Source organism: Shewanella sp. SNU WT4, from assembly GCF_006494715.1.
Taxonomy (GTDB): domain Bacteria; phylum Pseudomonadota; class Gammaproteobacteria; order Enterobacterales; family Shewanellaceae; genus Shewanella.
Genome location: NZ_CP041151.1, coordinates 837098 through 861325, shown reverse-complemented (window position 1 = coordinate 861325; position 24228 = coordinate 837098). Strand labels below are relative to the sequence as shown.

The following is a 24228-nucleotide window of genomic DNA, read 5'->3' as shown; positions in this document are numbered from 1 at the left end:
TCATTAAGTCGTTCAGCTCAGTGTCGGTGTCAGTTCTGCGAGTTCAGTTTGCTCTGCGCTTTTAAAATCGCATTATTAATCGAGGCCCGATTAAATCCTTGGCTCTGGTTGTCTAGCAAGATATGCCAATGATCGATGGCATCTTGATAGCGACCATTAAGATAAGCATCGGTGGCTAGCAATAACCGTGTTTGTAGCTCCTCACGGTGTAAAGCTAATGCCCGCGCTATCACCAAGTTGGTAGCCAGCGAAATGTCCCTTTGGTCACGGTAATACATAGCCGTGGCCTTCATGCCTAAGAGCTCAGCATCTTCCCCTCTTAGGGCTAGCAACTGATCTAAGGTAGTGACGGCATCTTGGTACATACCACCAGCGGCATAAGATTGGGCCAAGTTTAATAATGCAATTTCATTTTCAGGGCTCTTACCTACGGCTAAACGTCCCTTAGTAATATCGGCTGCCACTAAGTAGTCGATATTCTCGTCGAGTTTGCCGCTGTTCCAGTCGCTGTAGCGACCAGTGATGCTATAGACCCCTACACTGCTGATAAGCAGAGTTAGGGTCATCAGCGCAGGAATAGCGATAGACGGTACTTTATGAGTCATGGCAGCAAGTGGCGCGCTGGTCGTGTCGGCGATCTGCGTTTCACTCGGACATTGGCGTACATAGCGGGCATGTTGCCACCAAAACATGGCGACAAACCCACTCAGTACCATTGCTATCACCAATGTCAAACTATCCATGACTTACTCCGTCTATCTCTAACCTGTTGTTCAGTTATTTGGGCTTAGTGGCCAGACATTCCGCCCATACCACCCATGCTGCCCATCGTTGGCACTTTATCTTTCTGTGCTTCAACCTTGGCTAATTCAATATCAAAAATCAGTACCGACTCAGGTGGAATAGCACCTGCGCCTTCAGCGCCATAGGCTAATGCCGCAGGTAAGGTAAAGCGGAAGGTTGAGCCTTCTGGCATTAATTGCAGACCTTCAGCCCAACCTGGGATTAACGTCATTACTGCCATACGCGCTGGCGCATTTTGGGTGTAGGTAGATTCAAACTCAGTGCCATCAAGCAATTTGCCAACAAAGTTCACAGTAACGACATCTTCAGCCTTTGGCTTAACACCATTGCCCATGGTCATCACTTGATACTGCAAGCCTGATTCAGTCACGACCACGCCATCTTTGAGCTTGTTATCAATCAGGTAAGCTTCACCCGCTTCCTTATTGGCCTGAATGGTTTTAGCAACGACAGCGTCACGCTTCTCGTTGAGAACTACCAATCTTTCATTCAATAAATCAACAACTTGCTCTTCACTCAGCACTGAAGTGTTCTTCAGCGCTGCCACAAAGCCTTCCACCAGTAAGTCCATGTTAACGTCAACACCGAGCTCAGTCTGGTTATACACTTGGTTAGAAATGTAGTGACCCACAGACGCGCCAAGGGCGTAAGACTGCTTCTCTGTTGCTGTGCTAAGCTCGGCTGCCAATGCACTGCCAGCCAACATCATTGCGGCGCTTGCGGCCAATATGGTTTTTTTAAAAATTGTCATGATTCGCTCTCAACTCAGTTCTTATATTAATGAGCCAGCAGGAAAATTAAGCGCTGGCGGGATAAATTGTCGTTTAAGGGGTTTCGTGCGTTCGGCCTGACATGCGCCAGCCATATATGCCTTCAGGCATTTGCATTACTTGGGTGTAGCCCAGCTTCATCACTTCGCGGGCGGCCATGACACTGGCAGTACACAAGCGATTGGCACAATAAAACACCATTTCAGCGTCTTTATTCTTTGGAAGTAACTCTCTCCAATTTCTAACATTGAAAAAAACCGCTCCTGGAATAAAGCCCTCAGCCCAGATCTCAAGCGTATTTACGTCGAAAAAATAAACATCACCTTTTTTATGCAGTAACTCAGCTTCCAGTAATCCCACGTACTTAGGATTCAAATCGTAATGAATGACGGCTGTCATATCTTCACCGCCTCCAGCAAAACATTGGCCGCTCATCAATAACACCAAACCAATTAACCACTGTTGTACTAACTTATTCATAGTGCTTTCCCATAAGTCCCGGCAGAGCATTGACCCTGCCGGGGCTGCATTCACTCAAGACCTTGGGGCGACCCCAAGGACTGAGCCACAATTACATCTTGACTGCAAAAGTACCGTCGATGATAGCTTGCGCTTGAGTTACATAAGCCATAGCCGCATCCAGACGTTTCTGGGTGTAGCGTGGACCATGAACACCCCAAGAACCGTCGGCCTTAATCAGGTCAACTGCTGCTTGAGCCTTTTCACTCAGCATATAAACTTCAGACTTCTGAGTATTGGTCAGCTTGGTCACTTCCATCATTTGGTCGATGCGCTCGATAGCTGCGACCACTTGAGCGTAAGTTTCCTTGATAGGCTTCTGCCACTTCTGAACTTCACCATAGATTTCAATCTGATCTTCAAAGTGCATACCTTTTTCCAATTCAGACTGGAATGGGCTATGACAACCTTTGTTTTCAACAACATCGATATCTGATGGTGAGGTACGAGCACAAGACCACATCAAATCTAAGTAGTGATGACCGTTTTCATCTTTAGCCACAGTCCAACCTTTAACGGCTGCATCACGTGGCTGACCTTCAGGTGGGTTAAGCATCTTCAGGGTTGGATCAACCTTGATGTTCCAAACGTGGCTACGACGAACTGAATCGAAACCGGCCATATCAGGGAACTGCATACCCGTGAAGTTTTCACAAGAACCCGTGTTAGGCATGTGACATGACTGACAGGTTTGGTTAGTGTGTGTCTTGCTGTTAGCAGCAACAGTCTTCTGTGCGGCGTGACAATCGGTACAGTCTTTCTTCATTGCAGGCTTAGTGAAGTTAGACTGCCAATCGTTACCGGTCACTTCGTGTGGGTCATGACAGGTAGCGCAACGCATACCCTTGTCGTAGTGGGCAGAAGAGAACATTTGCGAACCTTCAGTACCACATGATGGGCAAGATGACTTCATCTTCACGCCAAAAGCGTATTCCAGCTTTTCTTTGCCTTGCTCAGTGTCGGCCAACTCTTCAATAAAGTTGAAACGCTGGTGACAACGCTCACAGTTTGAAGGCATACCGCCACCAATACCGCCGTCTAAGTGACCGCCAGCGCCGTGACACTCTTCACAGGTAATACCTTTAGAAATTGTGTGCTTACGCAATTCTTCTGGGTTACCTAGCGCGGCAAAATACTCTTCCTTGTTCTTAAAGTCGAACTTGAAGCTATGACAAACTTCACAGTATGAAGAAGCTGGTTGGAACAAGAAATCAGTCTCGTACTTAGCGCCGTAAGAGCTCATGCCCCACTGATGTGAACCTGACAGGCCAATTTCTTCCAAGGTGGTTGGGAACGTTGGAATAATTTTCTGAATTTCTTTAGCTTTTTCAGGGGTCAGCCATTCAGCCCAGCCGCGAGAGAACTGGTTAGCACCCGCCACTAAAGTACCAGTGCCATCTTTAAGCAGACCATCACGCACATGGTAGGTACCACGTACCAGCCAGCTATCAATTACACCATACTTGGTACGAGGGGTACCAATAGTGGCGTAAATCGCGTCAGGGGTAATACCATCAGGCAGTATGGAAGTATCTTTAGTGTTGTACATGGTTTTTTCGATATCGTTACCAACTTCAGGATGTTCTCCTGGGAAACGAACCGTTTTAGCGTGACGCGAGCGTCTCCACTTTTCATATTGAGCGCCGTGACACTCACCACACTTTTCTGGACCCACGAACTTGTTAGGGAAATCTAAAATAGATTTTTCACCTAAACGATATTGAATCGCCATTGGGCGACCATGGTGCTCAGAATACTTTTGACTATTACCTTCTTCTAGATATTCACCACCTCGGTCAGAGACTTTGTAAACACCTAGTAGACGACCTTGTTCTTCATATTTAAATACTGGGTGATTCTGGAATAAGAAATCAAATAACTCTTTTTCCTGAACAATATAGTCTTGTAATGTTTTGACGCCACGAGACTCTTCAGTCAGATCGGGATTGGCAATAATTGATTGCGCAGTTTTACCCATATCATGAGTGCCGTAGCCTGGTTCGCCAGCTTTAGGTGCTGCAAAAGATGCAGTGCTCGCTGCCGCGCCAAAACAAAACAGCGCCCCTAGCGCGGTCTTGCGTTTCCATTGATTCATCATTCACTCCTAACTTACTTTTTTTAGTTTTATATTGGCTGAACCCGACAGTTCGCCGAACCACATACACACTTGAGCAAGTTGGATTCTCTAGTGATAACCATTAAAAAAATCGGAGCTGGAGCACAAAAAGAACCGACCAATATTAGCAGAGTTGTAAAAACCAATATTAACAAATAAAAACAACCACTTACAAAAGACACTTTCTGTGTATTTCACATCTAAAACCGTTGTTTTCATATCTAAAAACATCTAAAAAACTTATCTGTTTTTATAAATAATTACGCCATTAAGGCCCGCCTGATTATTAAATGACTAGGGTCACATTATCGTTACCTGAATTAAGATAATCTCAGATAACGATAACTATTAAGCAAATTATGCAGTGGCTTTATTAATATTAGCGCTGCCATTCATTTGACTTATTTCATGCTGAATATATAACCACCACATTATTAGCGTCACGATTTAATGATTAATTGTGAGCTACAGCATTAACTCTTCAAAAATATACAAGGCAAAGTATGCTTGCAGAAATTGGACATATACTGCTCATTATTAGTAGTGCTCTGGCATTAAATCTTTGCTGGGTTGCAGTGATTGGATTACATAAAAACAACAGCTATATATTAAGCTTTGTTAAACCACTGAGCTTATTACAAGCCCTAGGTTTATTAGCCGCTATTGGTTGTTTAACTGCAGGTTTTTTATTAAACGACTTCTCGATTAGTTATGTCGCCAATCATTCAAATACCGAGCTTGCTTGGTATTTTCGAATGGCTGCGGTATGGGGCAGCCATGAAGGTTCAATGCTGCTATGGGTCACGCTCATTAGTGTGTGGGCCGCGATTATTATGTTAAACCCTAACTATCAAGACCAGTATTTCATGGTACGGATGCAAGCCATTTTAGCCGCCATGATCTTAGGTTTTAACTTATTCCTGCTATTTACCTCTAACCCATTTGCCCGCAACTTACCGCACATCCCTATAGAAGGTCGCAACCTTAACCCTATCTTGCAAGACATAGGCTTAATTCTGCATCCGCCGTTATTGTTCTTAGGCTATGTTGGCCTCGCCATCTGTTTTGCTGGCGCCCTCGCAGCGCTATGGGGCGGTAAACTTGAAAAACTGCAGGCGAGCTATTTACGCCCTTGGGTATTGCTGGCTTGGGTATTTTTAACCGGAGGCAATGCCTTTGGCTCTTGGTGGGCGTATAACGAGCTTGGTTGGGGCGGATGGTGGTTTTGGGATCCGGTGGAAAACGCTTCTTTTATTCCTTGGTTAGTCGCCACCGCTTTAGTGCACTCTATTTGGCTCACCAGTAAACACGCTGAGCTTAAATTAACTAGCATATTCTTATGCTTAACTGCCTTTTCATTAAGCTTACTTGGTACCTTTTTAGTGCGCTCTGGCATAGTACAATCTGTGCATGCTTTTGCCTCCGACCCCACCCGCGGCATGTCGATTCTAGTATTGCTGTTGGTATTTGTGGGCTCGGCCTTACTGATGTTTGCGCTGCGCGCGCAGCAGTTATCGCAACTATCCGTCATCACCTTATATTCCAAAATGACTGGCATTATGATTGCTATCGCTATTTTGGTGGTGGCCGCGCTGTCGGTACTGCTTGGTACCTTTTATCCCCTACTCTATGAATTGCTTGAACTTGGCACTTTATCGGTAGGTGCACCTTACTTTAATAGCATCTTTGTGCCGCTCACCTTCTTATGCGTCATCGTCATGGGGTGGGTACCTTTGATGGCAAGCCTTTCCAAGAAAATGCTGACCTTAGCACTGCTGGCTTGCTGGTTTGTGGCATTAGCCATCATGCTCGTCAGCAATCAGGGCGCCAACCTAATGCTTTGGTTTGGCGCCGCCAGCGCTTTGTGGTTAGTGCTGAGCTTAAGCATTTATCTTTGTTGCCTAGTCAAACATCAGCGTGTTAGCGCCGCCAAGATAGGTATGTTGATTGCCCACTTTGGCGTGGCGATTAGCATCATAGGCGCTACCGGTATTTCTAATTATGAGCAAGAAGCGCTGCTGCGCATGGCGCCAGGCCAAGGCAAACCGCTTGGCGATTATATTTTCGTGTATCGCGCCAATGTGCCGGTAGAGACCGCGAGCTACGAAGGTATTCAGGCGCAAATTGAAGTGCTAGACCAGCAAGAGCAATCTTTAGGCTTTATTTATCCCGAGCGCCAAACCTTTAAAACCAATGGTATGGAAGTGTCACAAGCGGGCATTAATCACGGCTTGTTTAAAGACTTGTATGTGTCTAAAGGCGTACAACTCTCTGACACTGAATACCTGATTAGAATCACCATTAAACCTTTGGCCATGTGGATTTGGGCTGGCGCCTTGCTCATGATGTTGGGTGGGTTAATTGTTGTGGCTGGGCGTGGTAGAGCCCCAAGCCTTGCTAAAAGCCATGCCACTAATAAGCGGCCAAGTTACCCAGAGGTGGTCACTCAATGAAACCTATATACGCCATGCTATTAACTTTGCTGCTGGCCTGTAATGGCTCTGCTGCTGCCACAGACACTAGCACAGTACCATCAGGGCTCTCGAGCGCGCAATTGTTCCGTCAGTCCAATGAGATTGCCAAAGAATTGCGCTGCCCCAAGACAATCAATCAGAGCCTGTATGAGTCAGAGTCGCAAATTGCCCATGAGCTTAAAGGCCATATATATCAAATGCTGCAACAAGGACAAAGCAAACAAGAGATTACCCAATTTATGGTCGAGCGCTATGGCGAGCAAATGCATTATCGGCCGGGATTAAGCGCCAGCACTATGATGCTGTGGTTTGGGCCGCTCATGCTGTTAGTCATGGCTATTGGTTTAGTACTGTTTTTTATTCGTCAACAAGGACGAGCTCAGCAACATCAATCAGAGGATCGTTAATCATGTTCAAACAAGCCACTATGGCCTTAGCCTTACTTGCTTGCAGTGTATCTGCGCAGGCCCATTCTCTGCAAAACAAGGTCTATCAGACTGGTGAGCCGTTAGCTAAGCCGATGCAAATGACGGGCTTTACTGAGATGTCGTGGGCGCGCGGCGTGCCAGACATTGAAATGCAAACCTTAGATGGCCAAGTGGTAAAACTGAGTGAATACCAAGGTAAGCTGGTATTAGTCAACTTATGGGCCACTTGGTGCCCGCCTTGCTTAAAAGAAATTCCATCCATAGTGAAGCTCAAGCAAGACAATCAAGACAACAGCAAGATAGAAATCATTTCGTTATCCATAGATGAAGATACCAGCCTAGTTCCAAGCTTCTTAGCTAAACATAACTTTGCTAACTTTGAGACCTTGCTCGACCCAAGCTCGCAAATTGAAAACATCATGCCTGCCAACGTAGTGCCAGCTACTTATATGTTTGATGGTGCAGGTAATCTAGTGGGTTTTGTGCGCGGCTTTATGCACTGGGATGATAAGTCAGTACAACCCTTTGTGGAGCAGTTGATCACTAAGTACGCGGATAAGAACAGCGCTAGCTAATGAATGCGGATTAACAAGGCTAGCAAAAACACGCTAGCAACAAAAAAGCCCCGAGCTTGGCATGCAAGTTCGGGGCTTTTTTATTGCATCAAGCTAATGTTTTATCAAGCTAATGCTTTTAAGGTACAAGCGTTAACGTCGCAGGCTATAAAGAGTAAAAACTCAACACAGTGGCAATAAACAGCAGCATACCGGCAAGGTTATTGTTTAAAAACGCTTTGAAATAAAGACTGCGATCGCGCTGCGCCAATAAATGCTGTTGATATAGGCCTAAACCAATAAAGCTCACTAAGCCCAAACCATAGAGCCAATTAGCGCCAGCGGCCATGCCAGCCATAGCAAAGGCAATTAAGGCTAGTAGCTGGAACAGACCAATCCACTGCCGGTCATATCGGCCAAATAAAATCGCGGTGGATTTAATCCCAACCTTAATATCATCATCCCTATCTACCATGGCATACATAGTGTCGTAAGCCACAGTCCAGCACCAGTTAGCGGCAAATAACCACCAAGCCTCAGCAGGCACAGCACCTAATTGCGCGGCATACGCCATAGGGATAGACCAGCTCCATACCACCCCTAAAAACATTTGCGGCATGTTAGTAATGCGCTTAGTAAAAGGGTAAATGACGGTAAGTATTATGCCCACCACAGACAACTGCACCACTAAGGGATTAAGCAGCAATACCAGTCCAAACGCTACCAGCCCCATCACGATAAATAAGGCAATGGCTTCTTTCGAGCTCACTTCACCGCTCGCTAAAGGCCTATGTTTAGTGCGTTCCACATGGCTATCGAGTTTGCGGTCAGCAAAGTCATTAATCACGCAGCCGCAGGCGCGCATTACAAACACGCCCACCACAAACACCAGCAACACCTCAAGATTCGGTAAGCCCGCGGCTGCCAACCACAAGCCAATGAGGCAAGGCCACATCAATAAAAAGGTGCCAATTGGCTTATCTAATCTGGCTAGGCGGCGGTAAGCCGAAAATTTATCCCCAATACTCATATCCATTATAGTGGCGCTCCTACTACCGCCGATAATTTGGGTCAAACGACCTGGCTGATGACAGTGACTTGGCTTACACCGCCTCTAATTTGGCATAAGCCAACATTAACCATTTGCTGCCAACATCATCAAAGTTGACCTGCACCCGCCCTTGCGGACCGCTGCCTTCTACGTTAGTGATCTTGCCTTCGCCAAACTTATGGTGCTTAACGCGTTGGCCCATGGTAAAGCCTGTATCATTAACCATGCTTGAGCGTGTCATTTGACTAGTACGTTGATGGTTCATAGGGGTAGCCACTTGAGCCTTTAAGCGAATTTCCTGCAAATATTGACTAGGAATTTCTTTAATAAAGCGCGATGGGCGGCCGAAAGTTTCTCGGCCATAAATACGCCGAGATTCGGCGTAACTGATATACAATTTTTCCATGGCGCGGGTCATACCCACATAGCATAAGCGTCGCTCTTCATCGAGACGATCGCCCTCTTCTATGGCCATTTGGCTTGGGAACAAGCCTTCTTCCACCCCTGCCATAAATACCACAGGGAATTCGAGCCCCTTGGCCGAATGCAATGTCATTAACTGCACCGCATCGGTAAAGGCATCAGCTTGGCCTTCACCCGCTTCTAAGGCGGCGTGAGATAAGAAGGCATTAAGTTCACCCATGTCTTCTAAATCATCAGGCATTTCAAAGCTGCGCGCCGCTGTAACTAATTCTTGTAAGTTTTCAACTCGCGCATGGGCTTTCTCACCCTTTTCAGCAGCATACATGGTTTGCAGGCCAGATTGCTGAATAACTGTATCTGTCATGCGATATAAAGGTTGCTCTTGGGTGTCTTGTTGCAGCTGGATCACTAAATCCATAAAGCCGCGCACTGAATTAGCGGCGCGTCCTGTCAGTATTTTCTCTTCCAATAACCGCTGACACGCTTGCCACAAGGTAATACTGTGCTGACGCGCTGTGGTGCGCAGTATATCTAAGGTGCGATCGCCAATGCCGCGCGCGGGCGTATTGACTACCCGCTCAAACGCCGCGTCATCATCATGGTTTGAAATCAGGCGTAAATACGCCATGGCATCTTTAATTTCTTGGCGCTCGAAGAAGCGCAAACCGCCATAAATGCGATACGCCAAGCCTTTGTGCAATAAGGCTTCTTCCAATACCCGCGACTGGGCGTTAGAGCGATACAAGATAGCGCAACCACTTAAGCTGCCACCTTGATCGTGCCAATCGTTAATACGGCCAACGATATAGCGCGCTTCATCCATTTCGTTAAAGGCGCAGTACAAAGAAATCAGTTCGCCATCTTTACCTTCGGTCCACAGTTTCTTACCCATGCGATCTGGGTTATTAGCAATCAGCTCATTCGAGGCATTAAGAATATTGGCGGTCGAGCGATAATTTTGCTCTAAGCGAATGGTTTTTGCGGCAGGAAAATCCCCTAAGAAACGGTGCAAGTTTTCTACCTGCGCGCCGCGCCAGCCATAAATCGACTGGTCATCATCCCCGACTATCATCACATTGGCGCTACTGCCGGCCAATACACGGATCCACGCATATTGAATGGCGTTAGTGTCTTGAAACTCGTCCACTAAAATGTGGCGGAATCTGTCTTGATAATGAGCCAATAAATGCGGCTTATTGAGCCAGAGTTCATGGGCGCGCAATAAGATTTCAGCAAAATCAACGAGACCCGCGCGATCGCACGATTCCTGATAGACAGTGTATAACTGCAGCAAGACTTGCTCCATCGGGAAGCCGCCAGCATCTATATGGCTTGGGCGTAACCCTTGGTCTTTCTTACCATTGATATAGCCACTCACCATACGCGGTGGGTATTGCTTCTCATCTAAATGGAGGCTTTTTAAGATACGTTTGATTAAACGCAGTTGATCGTCAGAATCGATAATTTGGAAGTTCTGCGGCAGTCCCGCATCTTGCCAATGAGTACGCAGCAAACGATGGGCTAAGCCGTGAAAGGTGCCTATCCACATGCGGCCGATATTACCACCAGCCACTTTTTCAACCCGCTCGCGCATTTCGGCGGCGGCTTTATTGGTAAAGGTTACCGCCAGAATGGAATATGGACTTTGATTTTCAACTTGCATCAACCATGCGATTCTGTGGGTTAATACCCGAGTTTTACCACTGCCCGCGCCGGCTAATACCAGCATGCTTGACTGAGGTGCTGCCACCGCTTGGCGTTGACTATCGTTTAATCCGTCCAGTAATGAAGATACGTCCATTCTAGCCTCCCAAAAAAATGAACAGCCATTATAGCAGGGGAGCAGCAGGATAAGAATGAAAGCATGGCCATTGGCGCCAATGAGTCGCGCTGCTGCGAGATGATGAGCTGACGCCTTAACCCATTTGCTTACTTTTTAGCGCTAAACCATGACTGATACACGGCAAAAAAAGCGCGACAAACTGATGTCGCGCCTTAAGTCATTTGCGAGAAAAATGTATCGCATTAATTACGTAAATCAGGCCCTTGCAGCCATTGATCAAAATTGGTCAGATCTTTAGGTAATACCACCCGCGTACCCGCTTTAGCTAAGCCTTGTAATTGCTGCAAATATTGCTCGGCTAACTGTAAGCGCAGCGCTTGTTGGCCGCCCGGCGCCTCAATGGCTAAGGCCAAGGTTTTAATAGAATCCGCCGTCGCGCGCGCCAGTTGCAAAATTTCCTCCGCCTGACCTTCGGCTTCATTAATGCGCCGCTGCATTTCACCCTCAGAGATATTCACCATTTCGGCCTTAATGCCCTCAGAGCGATTAATCTTACTTTGCTTGTCGCCTTCACTCTTGGCGAGTAAGGCGCGGCGCTCACGCTCGGCATTCACTTGCATTTCCATGGCGTTACGCACAGTTTCTGGCGGCGAGATATTTTTAATCTCATACCTATGCACCCGAATGCCCCAACTGGCGCCCGCTTGGTCGAGCACTTCCACCACTTTGGCCGATATCACATCGCGCTCTTCAAAGGTGCGGTCTAAATCTAAGGTGCCAATCACAGAGCGCGTAGTCGTTTGCGCTAACTGAATGGCGGCGTAGCGATAATCTATCACCCCATAGCTGGCCTTAACGGCGTCCACCACCGAAATGTAAATCACGCCATCAACCACCACATTGACTTCATCGCTAGAAAAGCATTCTTGCGGCGGCACATCGATAGTTTCTTCTTTAAGGTCGTGAATATAGGCAACCTTATCCACAAACGGCACTAAGGCATGAAAGCCCGCATCTAAGGTACTGTGATATTTACCTAAGCGCTCAACCACATGGGCTGATTTGGTTGGCACTAACCGTATGGATTGGAACAATTTAACCACTACAATCAAAAATAGCAGCGCCCAAATCGCCATGACTAACGCGTCGGTATCTAAGTGATTCATGCTTTGCCCCCGTTAACTTGCTGCGCCGCTATGGTGGATGACACTTGCTCCATGCCAGTAAAAAAGCCATCTATCTTAGCCAACTCACTTGGCACTATGGCCACATCGGCAATGGCAATCACCTTGCCAAACTCATTAATAAACTGCTGTTTAAGCTGCATATCCATGGCGGCTTGCGCGCCGCTATGAGTCAGGGCTTCCCCTACCATGGCAAGCCCTTGCGCCTGCGCATTAGCCACAATACTAATTTCTTGCGCCGTGCCTTTAGCTTCATTAATACGTTTTTGCTTTTGGCCTTCAGAGATATTAATCGCCTCTTGGCGTTCGCCTTCAGACAGATTAATCATGGCCGCCTTTTCGGCATTGGCTAAGGTGATTTCGGCGCGTTTACGCCGCTCGGCTTCCATTTGTTTTTCAAGGGTATGAATGACGTGACGCGAAGGCGTAATGTTTTTAAGCTCATAGCGCAACACTTTAATGCCCCAAGGCGCCGAGGCCTTATCAATTTCGCGCACTATGGAGTCATTAAGTTTATCGCGCTCAGAAAAGGTTTCACTTAAGGTCAATTTACCTATCTCAGAGCGCATAGTGGTTTGCGCTAAATTCACTGCCGCCATACGATAGTTTTCAATGCCATAGCTAGCTTCTTTGCCATCCATGACTTTGAGATACACTAATCCATCAACCTCAAGCTGAGTATTGTCTTTAGAAATACAAGATTGCGGCGGCACATCTAGCACTTGCTCGCGGGTATCGTGGCGATAGGCCACTCGGTCAATAAAAGGTATTAAGAAGTGAAAGCCTGGGGACAGCACGCTTTTAAACTTGCCTAAGCGCTCAATCACATGCACGTCGCGCATCGGCACAATCAAAATCCATTTGTAGACAATAAAAATGAGCACTAAAAACAGCACAGTAAAAATTAGCATCTGTCACTCCTTAATCAGCTTGTTCGGGCGCTAGCGGTTCAACCACTAGGGCTATGTTTTCACGGCAAATTATCCGTACGTTGGCGCCAACAGCTATCACAGTGCCATCGCCTAATGCTGGCCACTGACTGCCTTGAAACTCAATGCGCCCTTGGGATTCCCCCGGGCCAATGGCGGCAATCACCACAGCGGTTTGATTGTAAATATCTAAGTCTTCATCGGTATTATCAATATGTTTATCGCCGCCAATCAGCTTTTGCGTTACTTGCCTAAAGCCCAGCAGCAATACAATCGAGACCATAAACCACAAGGTAAAACTCGGCGCCACACCAACCACTAAGCCAAGTGCCAAGGCCGCCGCCACGATAAGACAAGCCAGCCCGAGTAAAATCACTATGCCCCCAGGAACAATCACCTCAGCCAAGATGAGACCTATGCCCACCCCGAGCCACAGAAATTCCGCTTGCACCATACTCATACCTCCTAGCCCTTAGAACCTGCTTGCACAGCTGCCTTCAAAAGCACTGCGCACTTATCAACAGCAACAAACACGGCATCAACAAGCAGGCCGAAAATGCCTGACTACAAAACAATCATACCCTTAGCACTATATGGCACAAGCTTAGCTATTACTACTTAGCTGAATGGCTTGCAAACAACTAGCGCAATGAGAAACGCACCAATGGGTTACTAACTTTGATTCTGCTGCCTGCATAGTGAACTTCTTAGAGGGAGATCCCACTATCACGGTTGAGAACATCTCGAAAAAAGGGTATGTCATTGTTTTGTAATGAATTGCGAAGTTGTTATGCATAAAAATTCAAACAAAACGAGCAGCCGTGGCTTTACCTTGATAGAGCTGATGATCACAGTTGCCATCATAGCGGTATTGGCAAGTATTGCGCTGCCCTCTTATCAGGAACATGTGCTCAAGACCCGCAGGACAGATGCTCATGATGCACTCATCAATGCGGCTCAACGTCTCGAACGTCAGTACACCTCAACCAACACTTATATTGGCAGCGCCATAGCCAAAGATGTTGAGTTTGCTTCTCCAGGCGGATTTTACGGCGTCAAGGCCACAGTGCTAACTGCTGGAACCTATACCTTAAGCGCCATCGCCAAATCACCACAAGATAAAGACACAGCTTGCAGCACTATGACAATGACGCACACAGGAGCGCAAACCCCTACGACTTGTTGGTAACCATGATAAAGGAGCGAGTAATGAATCAGGCATACTCGGCCTGTCAGCGGGGATTTACCTTGGTAGAACTCATGGTGACGGTCGCCATCATAGGAATTGTAGCCGCCATCGGCGCGCCCTCTTTTGCGGATATGATCCGAGATAACACTGCGCGCAGTCAGGCCAACCAACTGCTGGCCACTATGCATTATGCCCGCTCTGAAGCTATCAAGCGTCAGGCAACCGTCGAGGTCACCATCAGCGGTGTTAAGGGCTGGAAAGCCGAAGTGAAAACCGGTACCACAGTGCTGAAAGAGATAGATAACTCCACCACAGGCACCTCTGTCAGTGCCGCCAAACTCGGTTTCGATTTACGCGGACGACGCAGCGCCGGCTCACCCAATTGTATCGATATCACCTACGGTGGTTATCAGCGCCAACTGCAGGCAGGGATCGGCGGCACACTCAAGCTAGTTAGCGGCAGTTGTCAGGGTGGGTCCGTATGAAGATGTTCATGCACAAGCAAAAACGCCAACAAGGTTTTTCACTGATTGAGGTGTTAATTACCGCCTTTATCGTCGCCTTCGGGGTGCTAGGCATGGCCGCGCTGCAACTCAAAACACTACAGATCAGCCATTCTGCCTACCAGCGCAGCATTGCCAGCGTGATCGCCACGGATGCCGTTGAACGTCTGTGGGGTAATATGGCCATGGATACCCCGCTCACGTCAGATAAATTGCAACAGGAATGGCTGGCCCACTGGCAACAAACAGCCACAAACCAAACCTTGCCGGGGTTAAACCTGAGTCTTATCAACACAGCTGGCACTAATACCTATGTCATTACCGTCAGTTGGGGCGAGGCCCGTTTCGGCGCCAACGATGTGGCATCACAGTTTAGCTATTCCGTCGATCTATACCCAAGTATCGGAGGCCCGTAATGCATACTCCCGTGACATTCGTCCAAACAAGACAAGCCGGACTATCACTGATTGAATTAATGATCAGCCTCTCACTGGGGTTGGTTGTGATGTTGGGCGCCGCGCAAATTTTTGTCAGTGCCAACTTGGCCTATAGCGAAACTCAGCGTTTTGCTCAGCTGCAAGGGGATATCTCTCTCACCAGCGATTTGCTGGCCGCAGATGTACAGGCGGCAACATCGGTAAGCCAGGTCGATGACGCTAACGGCAACAGCATACTTACGCTCACTGTTGGAGCGCAGAATGTCGTCTACACCTTAGCTTCCGGCGTATTAACCCGCACTGTAGGCGGCGTTGCCGAAGCTATTTCCGAGCAAGTGGCCAGTTTCAAAGGCCAATGCATAGCCAAAGATATGGGGCATTCTTGCGCCAGTCCTTTGATGGTGCGACTCGCGCTAGGCATAAATTCAACGAACGGCAGTGATAATCGTATTCACTTGCTCGAATTTAACGTCGCTGTACGTAACAACGTCTTGGCGGTTAAATTTTCCAGTTAATTCCATGAATCAATCACTTTCATGGATTGCACAATAAAGGGAATTGTATGCAATACAAACAACAAGGCGCAGTACTAGCCATAGGGCTAGTTTTTTTACTGGTGCTAACCTTAGTCGGGGTTGCAGGCTCCAGCCAATCTCTTCTCGGTGAGCGTCTGGCCAGTAATGATAAACAAGTAACTGAGGCCTTTATGGCCGCAGAGACAGGCCTAGTCAATGCCGTGACCTGGCTTGATAATCCACTCAACGCCGCCAGTTGGGGCAAATCGGACGATTGCCTAACGGCTATAAATGCGAGTAAAAATACCGATAGCATGGCCAGACTGTCGCCAACTGACAGCACCAGTAAAATCGCCGCCAGTTGGCAAATTACTAGCCTGCAATTCACGGATAACAATGCCACTATCGTTAGCTGCGGCAACATCGCCGACTCAGGCGTTAATCGCTGCTTAACCATTACTTATGCCAAAGGGTCTGGTGGCGGTAACTTAGCCGCGATGAACATCATAGGTAACATCACAAAATTCGATACCGCTAACAGCAACAATTTTCAAGTAGTCGGTGCTAACGGCGGACCTGCTATCGCAACCAACTCGGCTGACAACGTGAACATGATAGTCGACGACATCAAAGATAAAGGACACATGGACAACTATGTGGGTGGCATTGAGGAGGTCAAGTTCGACGATCCCTTTGGTGACCCAGAAAAAATGGCGCAATACATAGCTGCTATTAAGGCAGAGTGGACCGCCATGGCAACGTCAGATCCTAAGAAGGGTATCGCTCCCAGTAACATGGGAACAGAACAGAACCCAAAAATAACCTACCACCAAGGCGACCTGAGCCTAAAAGGTAGAAATACCGGCGCTGGCATCTTAGTCGTGGCGGGTAATTTAACTATCTCGGGAAATAATCTCGCTTACGACGGCATGATTATAGTTACAGGGGAATCCTTCCAGCTGAACGGCGGGGGGAATCATGAAGTTAATGGCGCAATAGTGTTCGCCAATCCGGTTCAGTCTAGCAGCGGCGAGTGGTCTTTCGGTGAGGCTGATGCGAGTTTCGAGCTTGATATCAATGGCGGTGGTAATACATCTTTCACCTATGATGCCGATGCACTTAAGAAGGCCAGAGATTTACTGAGCGACAACAACATTGCCAAGGACATGTGGCAAATTGATGATTCTGGCTCAGACGGCACCGCCAGCAAGGGCAAGGTAATGAACTGGGATACCCATAGCAAAACCTAATCAATCCATGCACTAAATTTCAAACTGATTAGCTGCGAGCACAATCACTGTTAAGATGAATAAAATAAGTTCGCATAAAAAAACCGCCTGTAATGGCGGTTTTTTGCTGCTGGCTGCGACTGACTACATGAGTCTGCGCGGCTCTCTTGCTAAGTCAGTTATGCCAGCAGCTTACGCGCGGCATCAACCACTATACCAACCGCATGAGATTCAGTTTTCTTCATGCTGGCTTCATCAGGAATTTCTTGCTGAGTGCGGTTAACGATTACGCCCGCAACGCAGGCAGCGCGCCAGCCTTGTGAGGCACACATGGTAAATAAGGTCGCTGATTCCATCTCATAGTTCAGTACGCCCATTTCTTGCCATTCTTGCATTGAGCCTTTAAAACGGCGAGTTACGCGGCCGCTTACGGTATCGTAGCGCTCTTGACCTGGGTAGAAGGTATCAGATGAAGCAGTAATGCCCACATGCGGCTCAACACCGGCATCACGACACGCAGCCACCATAGCGGTAGTACAAGTAAAATCTGCCACCGCTGGGAATTCCATCGGCGCAAAATGCAAGCTAGCACCATCTAAACGCACTGACGCTTGCGTCACAATCACATCGCCCACATTCACATGCGGCTGAATGGCGCCTGTGGTACCAACGCGCAGGAAGGTAGTCACGCCCAATTGGGCTAATTCTTCAACGGCAATTGACGTTGATGGGCCACCGATACCCGTTGAGCACACGACGACGGCTTTGCCGTTCAAATAGCCAAGATAACTGGTGTACTCTCTGTGACTTGCAAGAAACACTGGGTTTTCCATAGTTTCTGCAATGCGTTTTACTCTTTCTGGATCGCCAGGCACGATAGCTAAACTCGCACCATCTAACATTTGCTTAGTCAAACCTAGATGAAATACATCAGCCATGTTGAAAGCCTCTTACCGTTATGAAGGAAAATTCCAATATCTTACACATTAGCTAAGATAACACATCTTAAAAGTTAGCTCGGTCACAAAACTGAATTCAGCGATTGGTGATATTGCCCACAAAAACCCAAGCCAAACCATTAACCGCTACGTAGCAAAATGATAACAACGCGAAATAAAACTATGATCTAGATCACTGAAACCTATGTTTAGCGGGAGTAGTGTAATGCTTAACAACCCAGTAAATAGATAGGAAGTGACTATGTTTCCACAATATCGAGAGTTAATTTCTGAACTTAAAGTGAGCAATCATCATTTTCAGCGAATTTTTGATGAGCATAATCAACTCGATCATGAGATCAATAATATTGAAAAGCATCCGGCTGAATTTGCTGAAGAATTAAGTGCGAAGAAACTGCGTAAATTAGCGTTAAAAGAAGAATTACTGGTGATACTTAAGCAGCATGAAACCGCTTAAAAAGCCCTTAATTAGGCACCATTAACGCCATGGTTAATGGTGCCTTGTCATTAGAGTTTAACGATTTGCACGATAGCATCACTGCTATCGACAAACTGAATGTCAGTCACTACTAAGTTGTTTAGGGTGATAATGGTGGCTTTATCTTTTTCGGCTGGAAAATCGGTAGTTTGCTGGCCTTCTCTATCAAGCGCGACTGTATAGGCTAATTCCTGCATCCGCGGTATGGCCACAAACTTAGCAATTAAACCTGGCATGCCGCTAATATCCGCCACATATAGCACTTGATTCGATTTGGCTATTTCAGGGGATTGCTCAAATGCCGCTTGGATCAACTCGCCGCCTTTCATGCCGCGACTAAATAACACATAGCGACTCTCGCTTGAGATCTGCTGCACTTGTTCATGCTGATCTAACAAACTGGTGGCAACCACTGTACTTCCTTGGCTTAATTCAGCGGCCATAGCCCACTGACTCACGCACAATAAACTTAAGGCACAAATCCGCTTTAACATAGCTAAATTCCTTTGAGAACATCGACAGCTAAACATACCTTACTCCCATGAGTTCACCATTAAAGCTGGCCTAAAAACGCGACTAAGATCACTTAACATTTGTGTTAACATCACAGTAAAATGTAAACACAGCCAATCACATAGGAGCAAGCATGGCAAAGGATCAGCTAGAGCAGGAATTGGCGCAACTGCAAGGTGTGTACCAGTACATCAGTGAGTTTTTAGTGCGCTACAGTTTTCAACTGATAGGCGCTGGCATCATTTTCTTATTGGGGCTGTGGCTGGCTAACAAGCTCGCCAAATTGATTACCCGTCAATTTGAAAAACATAAGATAGATGTCACCTTAGGCAATTTTGTCAGCAACTTAGTGCGCATTATTGTGATTGTGATGGTGGTCATAATAGTTATGGGTAAGCTTGGTATTAGCATTACCCCTATGGTGGCGGCGATTGGTGCGGCATCCCTTGGTGCTGGCCTTGCCATTCAAGGCATGCTGTCAAATTACGCGGCCGGTGTCACCTTAATAGTCACGCGCCCCTTTGTAATAGGTAACACCATAGAAATTAAAGGCATTAACGGCATAGTGAAGGATATTCGCCTCGGCGCCACTATTCTGATTAATGAAGATGGCGAGCAAATCAGTATTCCCAACAAGATGATTATTGGCGATGTGCTGCATAACTCATTTGATTATCGCTTGGTAGAAAGCCAATTTACTGTGAGCGTCGAGCATGATGTCGAAGCTGTGATTGCGCTACTAAACGCCAGTTTGCAGCAGTCGGAATTAGTGAGTAAACAGCCTGATTTTCAAGTGGGGATAAATAATCTCACCAATGTCGGCATAGAACTTGGCGTGCGTTATTTTGTGAAAACCAGCCATTACTATCACAGCAAATATCAGGTGAATTTAGCCTTATTGCATAGCCTCAAACAGGCCAATATTTCACTGGCCTGCCCGATTCGCGAAATCCATTTACTGTCCTAACTTAGGATGATGGCAAGTAAGGCTTTGATGACGCAAGAGCTGATGATGAAAGGCTAGATGGTGCTGCGCAGTGCTAGATGCTCATGGTTGAGCATCTAGCGTTTATCGCTTTATCGATTTGCCAATTTACCTCATTGATTGAGGCAGCGCTTACCCGCCTAAGGCTGCAAGCGCATGTCGATATGGGGAATACCATCTTCTAAATACACTTCTGAAATCGCTTCAAAACCTACCCCCTGATAAAAAGCCAGTAAGTGATGCTGCGCGCCAATATCTACCGGTTTGCCCGGCCAAGTTTGTTGGCAATAAGCCACCGCAAGCTGCATTAACTCTTGGGCTAAACCTTTACCGCGCGAGGCCGAGGCCACGATAACGCGGCCAATGGCAGGATGCAGATAACTGGCGCCCGCAGGTAAAATGCGGGCATAAGCTAAGATATCGCCAACCTCACTTTGAAACCAAACATGGCGGCTATCATCCAAGCAATCTTTACCATCAAGCTCAGGGTAAGCGCAGGCTTGTTCGACGACGAACACATCGACCCTAAGCTTTAAGATTTGATATAAGGTTTGTACTGATAAGTGCTCAAATTTTGCAATGTGCCACGCCATAGTTTGCGTCCCCAAGATTAACTATCCAATCAAGCCCACTAAATCATGGCATCTGCCATAGAATTAAAGAAAGCTTAATCGTGTCGAGATTCAATAATGACTAAGCTTACCCCTTTTTAAATCGCCAAAGCCAATTGATTGGCTCAGGACTTCAGAGGATGACGCACTATGAGTGGATTGATTCGATTACCTCTTGGACTGTTAGCACTAAGCGTTACCCTTTGCGCCCCAAGTTTTGCCACTCATGATACGAAGCCAAGTTCCTACGAGTTTAAACAGTTATTAGCAGTTGCAGCGTTTACCACAGATGCGGCCATCGCCAACTATCAACACGCCTTAACCAGTCAATTAGCCCAATTTGGTGAGTTGCAAGGTAAGCTCACCCTCACTGATTCTGGCCCGATTAATTTTTACGATACCAAGGGCTGCCAGTTAAAATCTCAAGGCTTGTTGCTGCGCCATCGCCAACATAAACAGCAAGAGCAGGTCACCTTAAAACTAAGAGGGCTCAGTCCGCAATCTGTTAGCCATTCAAGCTTAATGGCAAGCGGCGAATTACAAGCCGATGTGCTCGCGACCCCAAGCATACATACCATATATAGCGTCGCTCAATCGCAGCCCAATAGCACTATTCCTGCCAACCTCAATCAGTTGCAACAGCAGTTTCCAGCATTAGCGCGCATGGCCCCGTTTCAAACCTTAGCGTCGCAAACCTTAGGTGAGCAAGCGCTATACCCCTTAAGTCACTTTGACTTACAGCAAACAGTATTTAGCGGCGTTAGCCTTAAACTTGGCGAGCATAAGCTTAAATTTAGCCTCACCTTGTGGCGAGAACAAGCGCAATCATCCCCGCTAGTGGCTGAAATTTCCTTTGCTATCAACAACAAAAATAATGCGCTAGATACCCAGTCACTGCAAACTGCCTATCTTGTGCTAGATAAAATCTCGGCCATGCAAGACTGGCGCTATGCTGCCAACAGCACCAAAAACCAGTGGCTGTATGAACATGCGGACAACTTGTGTGACAGTGAGCCCACTCAATTAGCGACGCTAACCCCTGCAAAATAAGGGTGTAAGAATACAGTGACGGCAAAAAGCACAATGGAAATCGTAAGCCCGCGGATTTCTCTAAGCCACGAGCCTGGCGCTTTGGGGGCGTAGTCACCATCGCGGCGATTAATTAATAGGATTTCAATGAGAGCCCACAGGCCAAGCCCTGCAAATAACACCAACGCGCGGCTATCGCCATTGGCTAATAAATGCGCGCCAGCCCAAATAATGACGGCACTTAACATAGGGTGGCGAATAACGCATCGCAGGCGTGAGGGATACATGGACGTGCCAAACACAATAAATGCCAGCAACATTAAGAGTGCGGTTAAGTGCGGCGCCCATGAAAAATACCAGTAAACACTTGGCGTACTTGAGCGCCAGCCTATGATAATACAGGCTAAACCTAGGATGATTAAACTCGCAAACATAGCTTTAAAGCGCTTAGCCCCGAGCGACTGCTTTAGGCCTTGAGTGATATTAGGCGCGGCGGCGAGGGATAAATGCACGCCAGCCCATATCAGCACGCTCACTATTAGTAATTCCATAATTTGTCCTGAGTTAGCCTTAAGTTATCCCTAACTGACCACAGCCAAGCGAGCAACTCAAGCTTAATTTTTAGCCAACAAAAAAGCGCCTCTCAAAAGGCGCTTTTAGTCTTGTCGCTAGCAAACATTAAACCGCGGTTTTACATCAAGCCGCGGGCTAACGCTTTACATCTGAGGCTTACGAGCAGCAATCTTTATGCTTATTGGCAAATGGCAGCTTTTGCCACAAAACCCGCAGCATTAAAAAGCCCAATAATAAGCCGCTGCTAGCAACTATCCACTCAGGCAACAGCTCGTGATGCTCACCAATTTGTGGCATGACTTGGATGTTAAAGCGCTCAACCACATAGTTAACGACTAAGCCTGCGACAAAAGCCACGCCAAGCACGCCAGTGAGGTACGCATATAACGCGCGCTTTCCGAGCTCTTTAATCACTACCCCTAAGGTTGCGATATTTGTGGCTGGGCCTGCCAACATAAACACTAATACCGCGCCAGGGGATAAACCTGCGAGTAACAAACCTGCGGCGATAGGAGTTGATGCGGTGGCGCAAATATACATAGGCACAGACACTAACATCATGACTAGCATGGCAAGTACGCCATCGCCCCATTTCAGTAAGAAGTCAGCCGGAACATAGGTTTGTACTAAGGCCGCAAAGAATAGCCCCACTAATAACCATACTGTGGTATCGCGCACTAAGTCGGTTGCCGCAAAGACTAAACCTTTAATGGCTTTATCAAACACAGATAAATTAGCTGGCAAGCTATCAGCCGCCGTCGTGCTACAGCAACTTGATGCCGCAGTAGTTTGCTTATCTTGTTGATGAGCATGTGCGTGCGACGCAGGCTTAGTAGCGCAGCAGCTATCGCTAACAGTTTGCGCTTTAGGCGCCGCGCTCTGGCAGCAAGACGATACGCTTTCAACCTTAGGTGCCGCTGTTTGACAACAACTGGATACGGCTTTGACTGGCTCAACCAATAAACTGGCGCTGGCTGGGGCAGGAGTAAATGACATAGCCGCCGCTTTTACTGCTGGTTTATCTGATGCCGCCGGCTTAACGGCAGGTTCGCTATCATCTTCATCGCGGCCAACCAATAAACCCGCCACAATGGCGCTGATCACGGCGACTATCGGTCGCACTATCGCCATAAATGGGCCGAGCAGCACATAAGACACGCTCACAGAATCCACCCCAGTTTCTGGGGTAGACACTAAAAATGACGTAGTGGCCGCTTTGGATGCGCCAGCGCGGCGTAAACCTACGGCTGCAGGAATCACTCCGCACGAGCATAACGGCAGCGGCGCACCTAATAACGCGGCTTTAACTGTGGCTTTTAAACCGTGACCACCAAGCTGCTTGTGCATCCAGCTCATAGGTACAAAGACGCTTAATAAACCGGCCAAAAACAAGCCGAGTAATAGCCAAGGGGCTGACTCTAAAAAGAGGTGTAAGAAGTTTTCTAATAGCATATTAACTGTCCTTGCCAGCTATGGGGGGAGTCTGGCAACAATGGCCATGAATTTCAGGTTTAATTTCGCCAGTAGCAGATTCTAGCGCTTCCAGAATCGAGCAACATTCAGCGCTTTCAGGGCCACCGCAACAAGAATCTGATAAGCGTTTTAACGAATCACGAAACTTTTGCAGCTCGGCAATTTTGGCAACCACTTGGGTGAATTTACTGTCCACCAGCGCCTTAACGTCAACGCATTGCCAATTGGCTTTATCTAGCTCAATTGACAGCAACTCGTTGATTTCAGATAAGGTGAATCCCACAGCTTTGGCACGCAAAATAAACTTTAAGCGCTCAGCATCCTTGTCGGTATAAAAACGATAGCCAGAATCAGAGCGCACGCTTGGGGTTAACAACCCATGTTTTTCATAAAATCTCAGTGTGTCGGTTTTGATTTGGCATTCACTCGCCAACTCGCCAATCTTATACATGTCTCAATCCACACCTGTAGCAACTTAAGGCGAGTATAAACCTTGGAGTTAGATACAAGGTCAAGCATCTTCTGATTTTTTATCTGTTCGCTTAGCAATATTGTGAAATTACACATAAAAACCCTAAGCCTTAGGCTCTTGATATAAAATACGCGCCACAGAGACTAGGGCACAAACTCAGGGCGCTTTTGCAACACCATCAAGGTCAGTGGTGTTGCAAAAGAACCTTGAAGCTCACTGCAACACAG

General features: G+C 47.1%; 26 protein-coding genes. 11 read left to right on the top strand and 15 right to left on the bottom strand.

Features of this window, described 5'->3' with window-relative positions:
- Nucleotides 1-29: 29 nt before the first annotated feature.
- The 4 genes from FJQ87_RS03870 to FJQ87_RS03855 form a co-directional block, all read right to left on the bottom strand.
- On the bottom strand, nucleotides 30-743 hold the full coding sequence (locus FJQ87_RS03870; RefSeq protein WP_140930708.1) for a nitrite reductase: 714 nt from the start codon (nucleotides 741-743) through the stop codon (nucleotides 30-32).
- 44 nt (nucleotides 744-787) lie between these two features.
- Nucleotides 788-1555, bottom strand: a complete 768-nt coding sequence (locus tag FJQ87_RS03865) for an FKBP-type peptidyl-prolyl cis-trans isomerase (protein WP_140930706.1) — start codon at nucleotides 1553-1555, stop codon at nucleotides 788-790.
- Between the two features lie 73 nt (nucleotides 1556-1628).
- Entirely contained in the window at nucleotides 1629-2054 is a 426-nt protein-coding gene (locus tag FJQ87_RS03860) for a rhodanese-like domain-containing protein (RefSeq protein WP_140930704.1), read from the bottom strand.
- A 91-nt stretch (nucleotides 2055-2145) separates the two neighbouring features.
- On the bottom strand, nucleotides 2146-4188 hold the full coding sequence (locus FJQ87_RS03855) for a cytochrome C (RefSeq protein WP_140933978.1): 2043 nt from the start codon (nucleotides 4186-4188) through the stop codon (nucleotides 2146-2148).
- Between the two features lie 524 nt (nucleotides 4189-4712).
- Between FJQ87_RS03855 and FJQ87_RS03850 the strand changes: the two genes are divergently transcribed.
- Genes FJQ87_RS03850 through FJQ87_RS03840 form a run of 3 tightly spaced genes read left to right on the top strand, consistent with a single transcriptional unit; the run spans nucleotide 4713 to nucleotide 7686 of the window.
- Nucleotides 4713-6662: a heme lyase CcmF/NrfE family subunit gene (locus tag FJQ87_RS03850; RefSeq protein ID WP_140930702.1), complete on the top strand. Its 1950-nt coding sequence runs from the start codon at nucleotides 4713-4715 to the stop codon at nucleotides 6660-6662.
- A complete protein-coding gene (locus FJQ87_RS03845; protein WP_140930700.1) occupies nucleotides 6659-7090 on the top strand; it encodes a cytochrome c-type biogenesis protein CcmH in 432 nt (143 codons plus the stop codon). Before FJQ87_RS03850 ends, FJQ87_RS03845 begins: the two co-directional genes overlap by 4 nt.
- 2 nt (nucleotides 7091-7092) lie before the next feature.
- Nucleotides 7093-7686: a TlpA disulfide reductase family protein gene (locus FJQ87_RS03840; protein WP_140930698.1), complete on the top strand. Its 594-nt coding sequence runs from the start codon at nucleotides 7093-7095 to the stop codon at nucleotides 7684-7686.
- A 145-nt stretch (nucleotides 7687-7831) separates the two neighbouring features.
- On the opposite strand, the gene ubiA is transcribed toward FJQ87_RS03840, so the two are convergent.
- From ubiA to FJQ87_RS03815, 5 genes are all read right to left on the bottom strand, one after another.
- Nucleotides 7832-8695 (bottom strand): 4-hydroxybenzoate octaprenyltransferase, encoded by an 864-nt coding sequence (gene ubiA / locus FJQ87_RS03835; protein ID WP_140933977.1) that lies wholly within the window; start codon nucleotides 8693-8695, stop codon nucleotides 7832-7834.
- Nucleotides 8696-8768: 73 nt separating this feature from the next.
- Nucleotides 8769-10940, bottom strand: a complete 2172-nt coding sequence (gene uvrD / locus FJQ87_RS03830; protein WP_140930696.1) for a DNA helicase II — start codon at nucleotides 10938-10940, stop codon at nucleotides 8769-8771.
- Between the two features lie 224 nt (nucleotides 10941-11164).
- Nucleotides 11165-12088: a stomatin-like protein gene (locus FJQ87_RS03825; RefSeq protein ID WP_140930694.1), complete on the bottom strand. Its 924-nt coding sequence runs from the start codon at nucleotides 12086-12088 to the stop codon at nucleotides 11165-11167.
- Nucleotides 12085-13017 (bottom strand): slipin family protein, encoded by a 933-nt coding sequence (locus tag FJQ87_RS03820; protein WP_140930692.1) that lies wholly within the window; start codon nucleotides 13015-13017, stop codon nucleotides 12085-12087. The genes FJQ87_RS03825 and FJQ87_RS03820 overlap by 4 nt, the downstream gene beginning before the upstream one ends.
- 10 nt (nucleotides 13018-13027) lie before the next feature.
- Nucleotides 13028-13495 carry an NfeD family protein gene (locus FJQ87_RS03815; RefSeq protein WP_140930690.1) on the bottom strand — a complete coding sequence of 156 codons (468 nt, stop codon included), beginning with the start codon at nucleotides 13493-13495 and terminating at the stop codon, nucleotides 13028-13030.
- Between the two features lie 330 nt (nucleotides 13496-13825).
- On the opposite strand from FJQ87_RS03815, the gene FJQ87_RS03810 reads away from it, so the two are divergent.
- Genes FJQ87_RS03810 through FJQ87_RS03790 form a run of 5 tightly spaced genes read left to right on the top strand, consistent with a single transcriptional unit; the run spans nucleotide 13826 to nucleotide 16929 of the window.
- Nucleotides 13826-14224: a type IV pilin protein gene (locus FJQ87_RS03810; protein WP_140930688.1), complete on the top strand. Its 399-nt coding sequence runs from the start codon at nucleotides 13826-13828 to the stop codon at nucleotides 14222-14224.
- Nucleotides 14225-14244: 20 nt separating this feature from the next.
- Nucleotides 14245-14709, top strand: coding sequence for a GspH/FimT family pseudopilin (locus tag FJQ87_RS03805; RefSeq protein WP_140930686.1), 465 nt, complete (start codon nucleotides 14245-14247; stop codon nucleotides 14707-14709).
- Nucleotides 14706-15143, top strand: a complete 438-nt coding sequence (gene pilV, locus FJQ87_RS03800; protein WP_240778820.1) for a type IV pilus modification protein PilV — start codon at nucleotides 14706-14708, stop codon at nucleotides 15141-15143. Before FJQ87_RS03805 ends, pilV begins: the two co-directional genes overlap by 4 nt.
- Nucleotides 15143-15679, top strand: coding sequence for a prepilin-type N-terminal cleavage/methylation domain-containing protein (locus FJQ87_RS03795; RefSeq protein WP_140930684.1), 537 nt, complete (start codon nucleotides 15143-15145; stop codon nucleotides 15677-15679). Before pilV ends, FJQ87_RS03795 begins: the two co-directional genes overlap by 1 nt.
- Before the next feature lie 47 nt (nucleotides 15680-15726).
- Nucleotides 15727-16929 (top strand): PilX N-terminal domain-containing pilus assembly protein, encoded by a 1203-nt coding sequence (locus tag FJQ87_RS03790; RefSeq protein WP_140930682.1) that lies wholly within the window; start codon nucleotides 15727-15729, stop codon nucleotides 16927-16929.
- A 158-nt stretch (nucleotides 16930-17087) separates the two neighbouring features.
- Here the strand turns inward: FJQ87_RS03790 and udp are convergent, their stop codons facing one another.
- Nucleotides 17088-17846 (bottom strand): uridine phosphorylase, encoded by a 759-nt coding sequence (gene udp, locus FJQ87_RS03785; protein ID WP_140930680.1) that lies wholly within the window; start codon nucleotides 17844-17846, stop codon nucleotides 17088-17090.
- Nucleotides 17847-18108: 262 nt separating this feature from the next.
- Between udp and FJQ87_RS03780 the strand changes: the two genes are divergently transcribed.
- The gene (locus FJQ87_RS03780; RefSeq protein WP_140930678.1) at nucleotides 18109-18324 is read left to right on the top strand and encodes a DUF465 domain-containing protein; all 216 of its coding nucleotides are present in this window, start codon (nucleotides 18109-18111) and stop codon (nucleotides 18322-18324) included.
- A 50-nt stretch (nucleotides 18325-18374) separates the two neighbouring features.
- Here FJQ87_RS03780 and FJQ87_RS03775 read toward each other — a convergent pair whose 3' ends face one another.
- Nucleotides 18375-18839 carry a hypothetical protein gene (locus FJQ87_RS03775; protein WP_140930676.1) on the bottom strand — a complete coding sequence of 155 codons (465 nt, stop codon included), beginning with the start codon at nucleotides 18837-18839 and terminating at the stop codon, nucleotides 18375-18377.
- A 152-nt stretch (nucleotides 18840-18991) separates the two neighbouring features.
- On the opposite strand from FJQ87_RS03775, the gene FJQ87_RS03770 reads away from it, so the two are divergent.
- Nucleotides 18992-19825: a mechanosensitive ion channel family protein gene (locus tag FJQ87_RS03770; protein ID WP_140930674.1), complete on the top strand. Its 834-nt coding sequence runs from the start codon at nucleotides 18992-18994 to the stop codon at nucleotides 19823-19825.
- Between the two features lie 158 nt (nucleotides 19826-19983).
- Here FJQ87_RS03770 and FJQ87_RS03765 read toward each other — a convergent pair whose 3' ends face one another.
- Entirely contained in the window at nucleotides 19984-20436 is a 453-nt protein-coding gene (locus FJQ87_RS03765; RefSeq protein ID WP_140930672.1) for a GNAT family N-acetyltransferase, read from the bottom strand.
- Nucleotides 20437-20604: 168 nt separating this feature from the next.
- Between FJQ87_RS03765 and FJQ87_RS03760 the strand changes: the two genes are divergently transcribed.
- A complete protein-coding gene (locus tag FJQ87_RS03760) occupies nucleotides 20605-21504 on the top strand; it encodes a hypothetical protein (protein ID WP_140930670.1) in 900 nt (299 codons plus the stop codon).
- On the opposite strand, the gene FJQ87_RS03755 is transcribed toward FJQ87_RS03760, so the two are convergent.
- The 3 genes from FJQ87_RS03755 to zntR all read right to left on the bottom strand — a co-directional run bounded on the left by FJQ87_RS03755 (nucleotide 21474) and on the right by zntR (nucleotide 23980).
- Nucleotides 21474-22034 (bottom strand): NnrU family protein, encoded by a 561-nt coding sequence (locus FJQ87_RS03755; RefSeq protein ID WP_140930668.1) that lies wholly within the window; start codon nucleotides 22032-22034, stop codon nucleotides 21474-21476. The two genes, FJQ87_RS03760 and FJQ87_RS03755, sit on opposite strands and share 31 nt — an antisense overlap.
- A 178-nt stretch (nucleotides 22035-22212) precedes the next feature.
- A complete protein-coding gene (locus FJQ87_RS03750) occupies nucleotides 22213-23508 on the bottom strand; it encodes an SO_0444 family Cu/Zn efflux transporter (RefSeq protein WP_140930666.1) in 1296 nt (431 codons plus the stop codon).
- A 1-nt stretch (nucleotide 23509) separates the two neighbouring features.
- The gene (gene zntR, locus FJQ87_RS03745; protein ID WP_140930664.1) at nucleotides 23510-23980 is read right to left on the bottom strand and encodes a Zn(2+)-responsive transcriptional regulator; all 471 of its coding nucleotides are present in this window, start codon (nucleotides 23978-23980) and stop codon (nucleotides 23510-23512) included.
- Nucleotides 23981-24228: the final 248 nt, after the last annotated feature.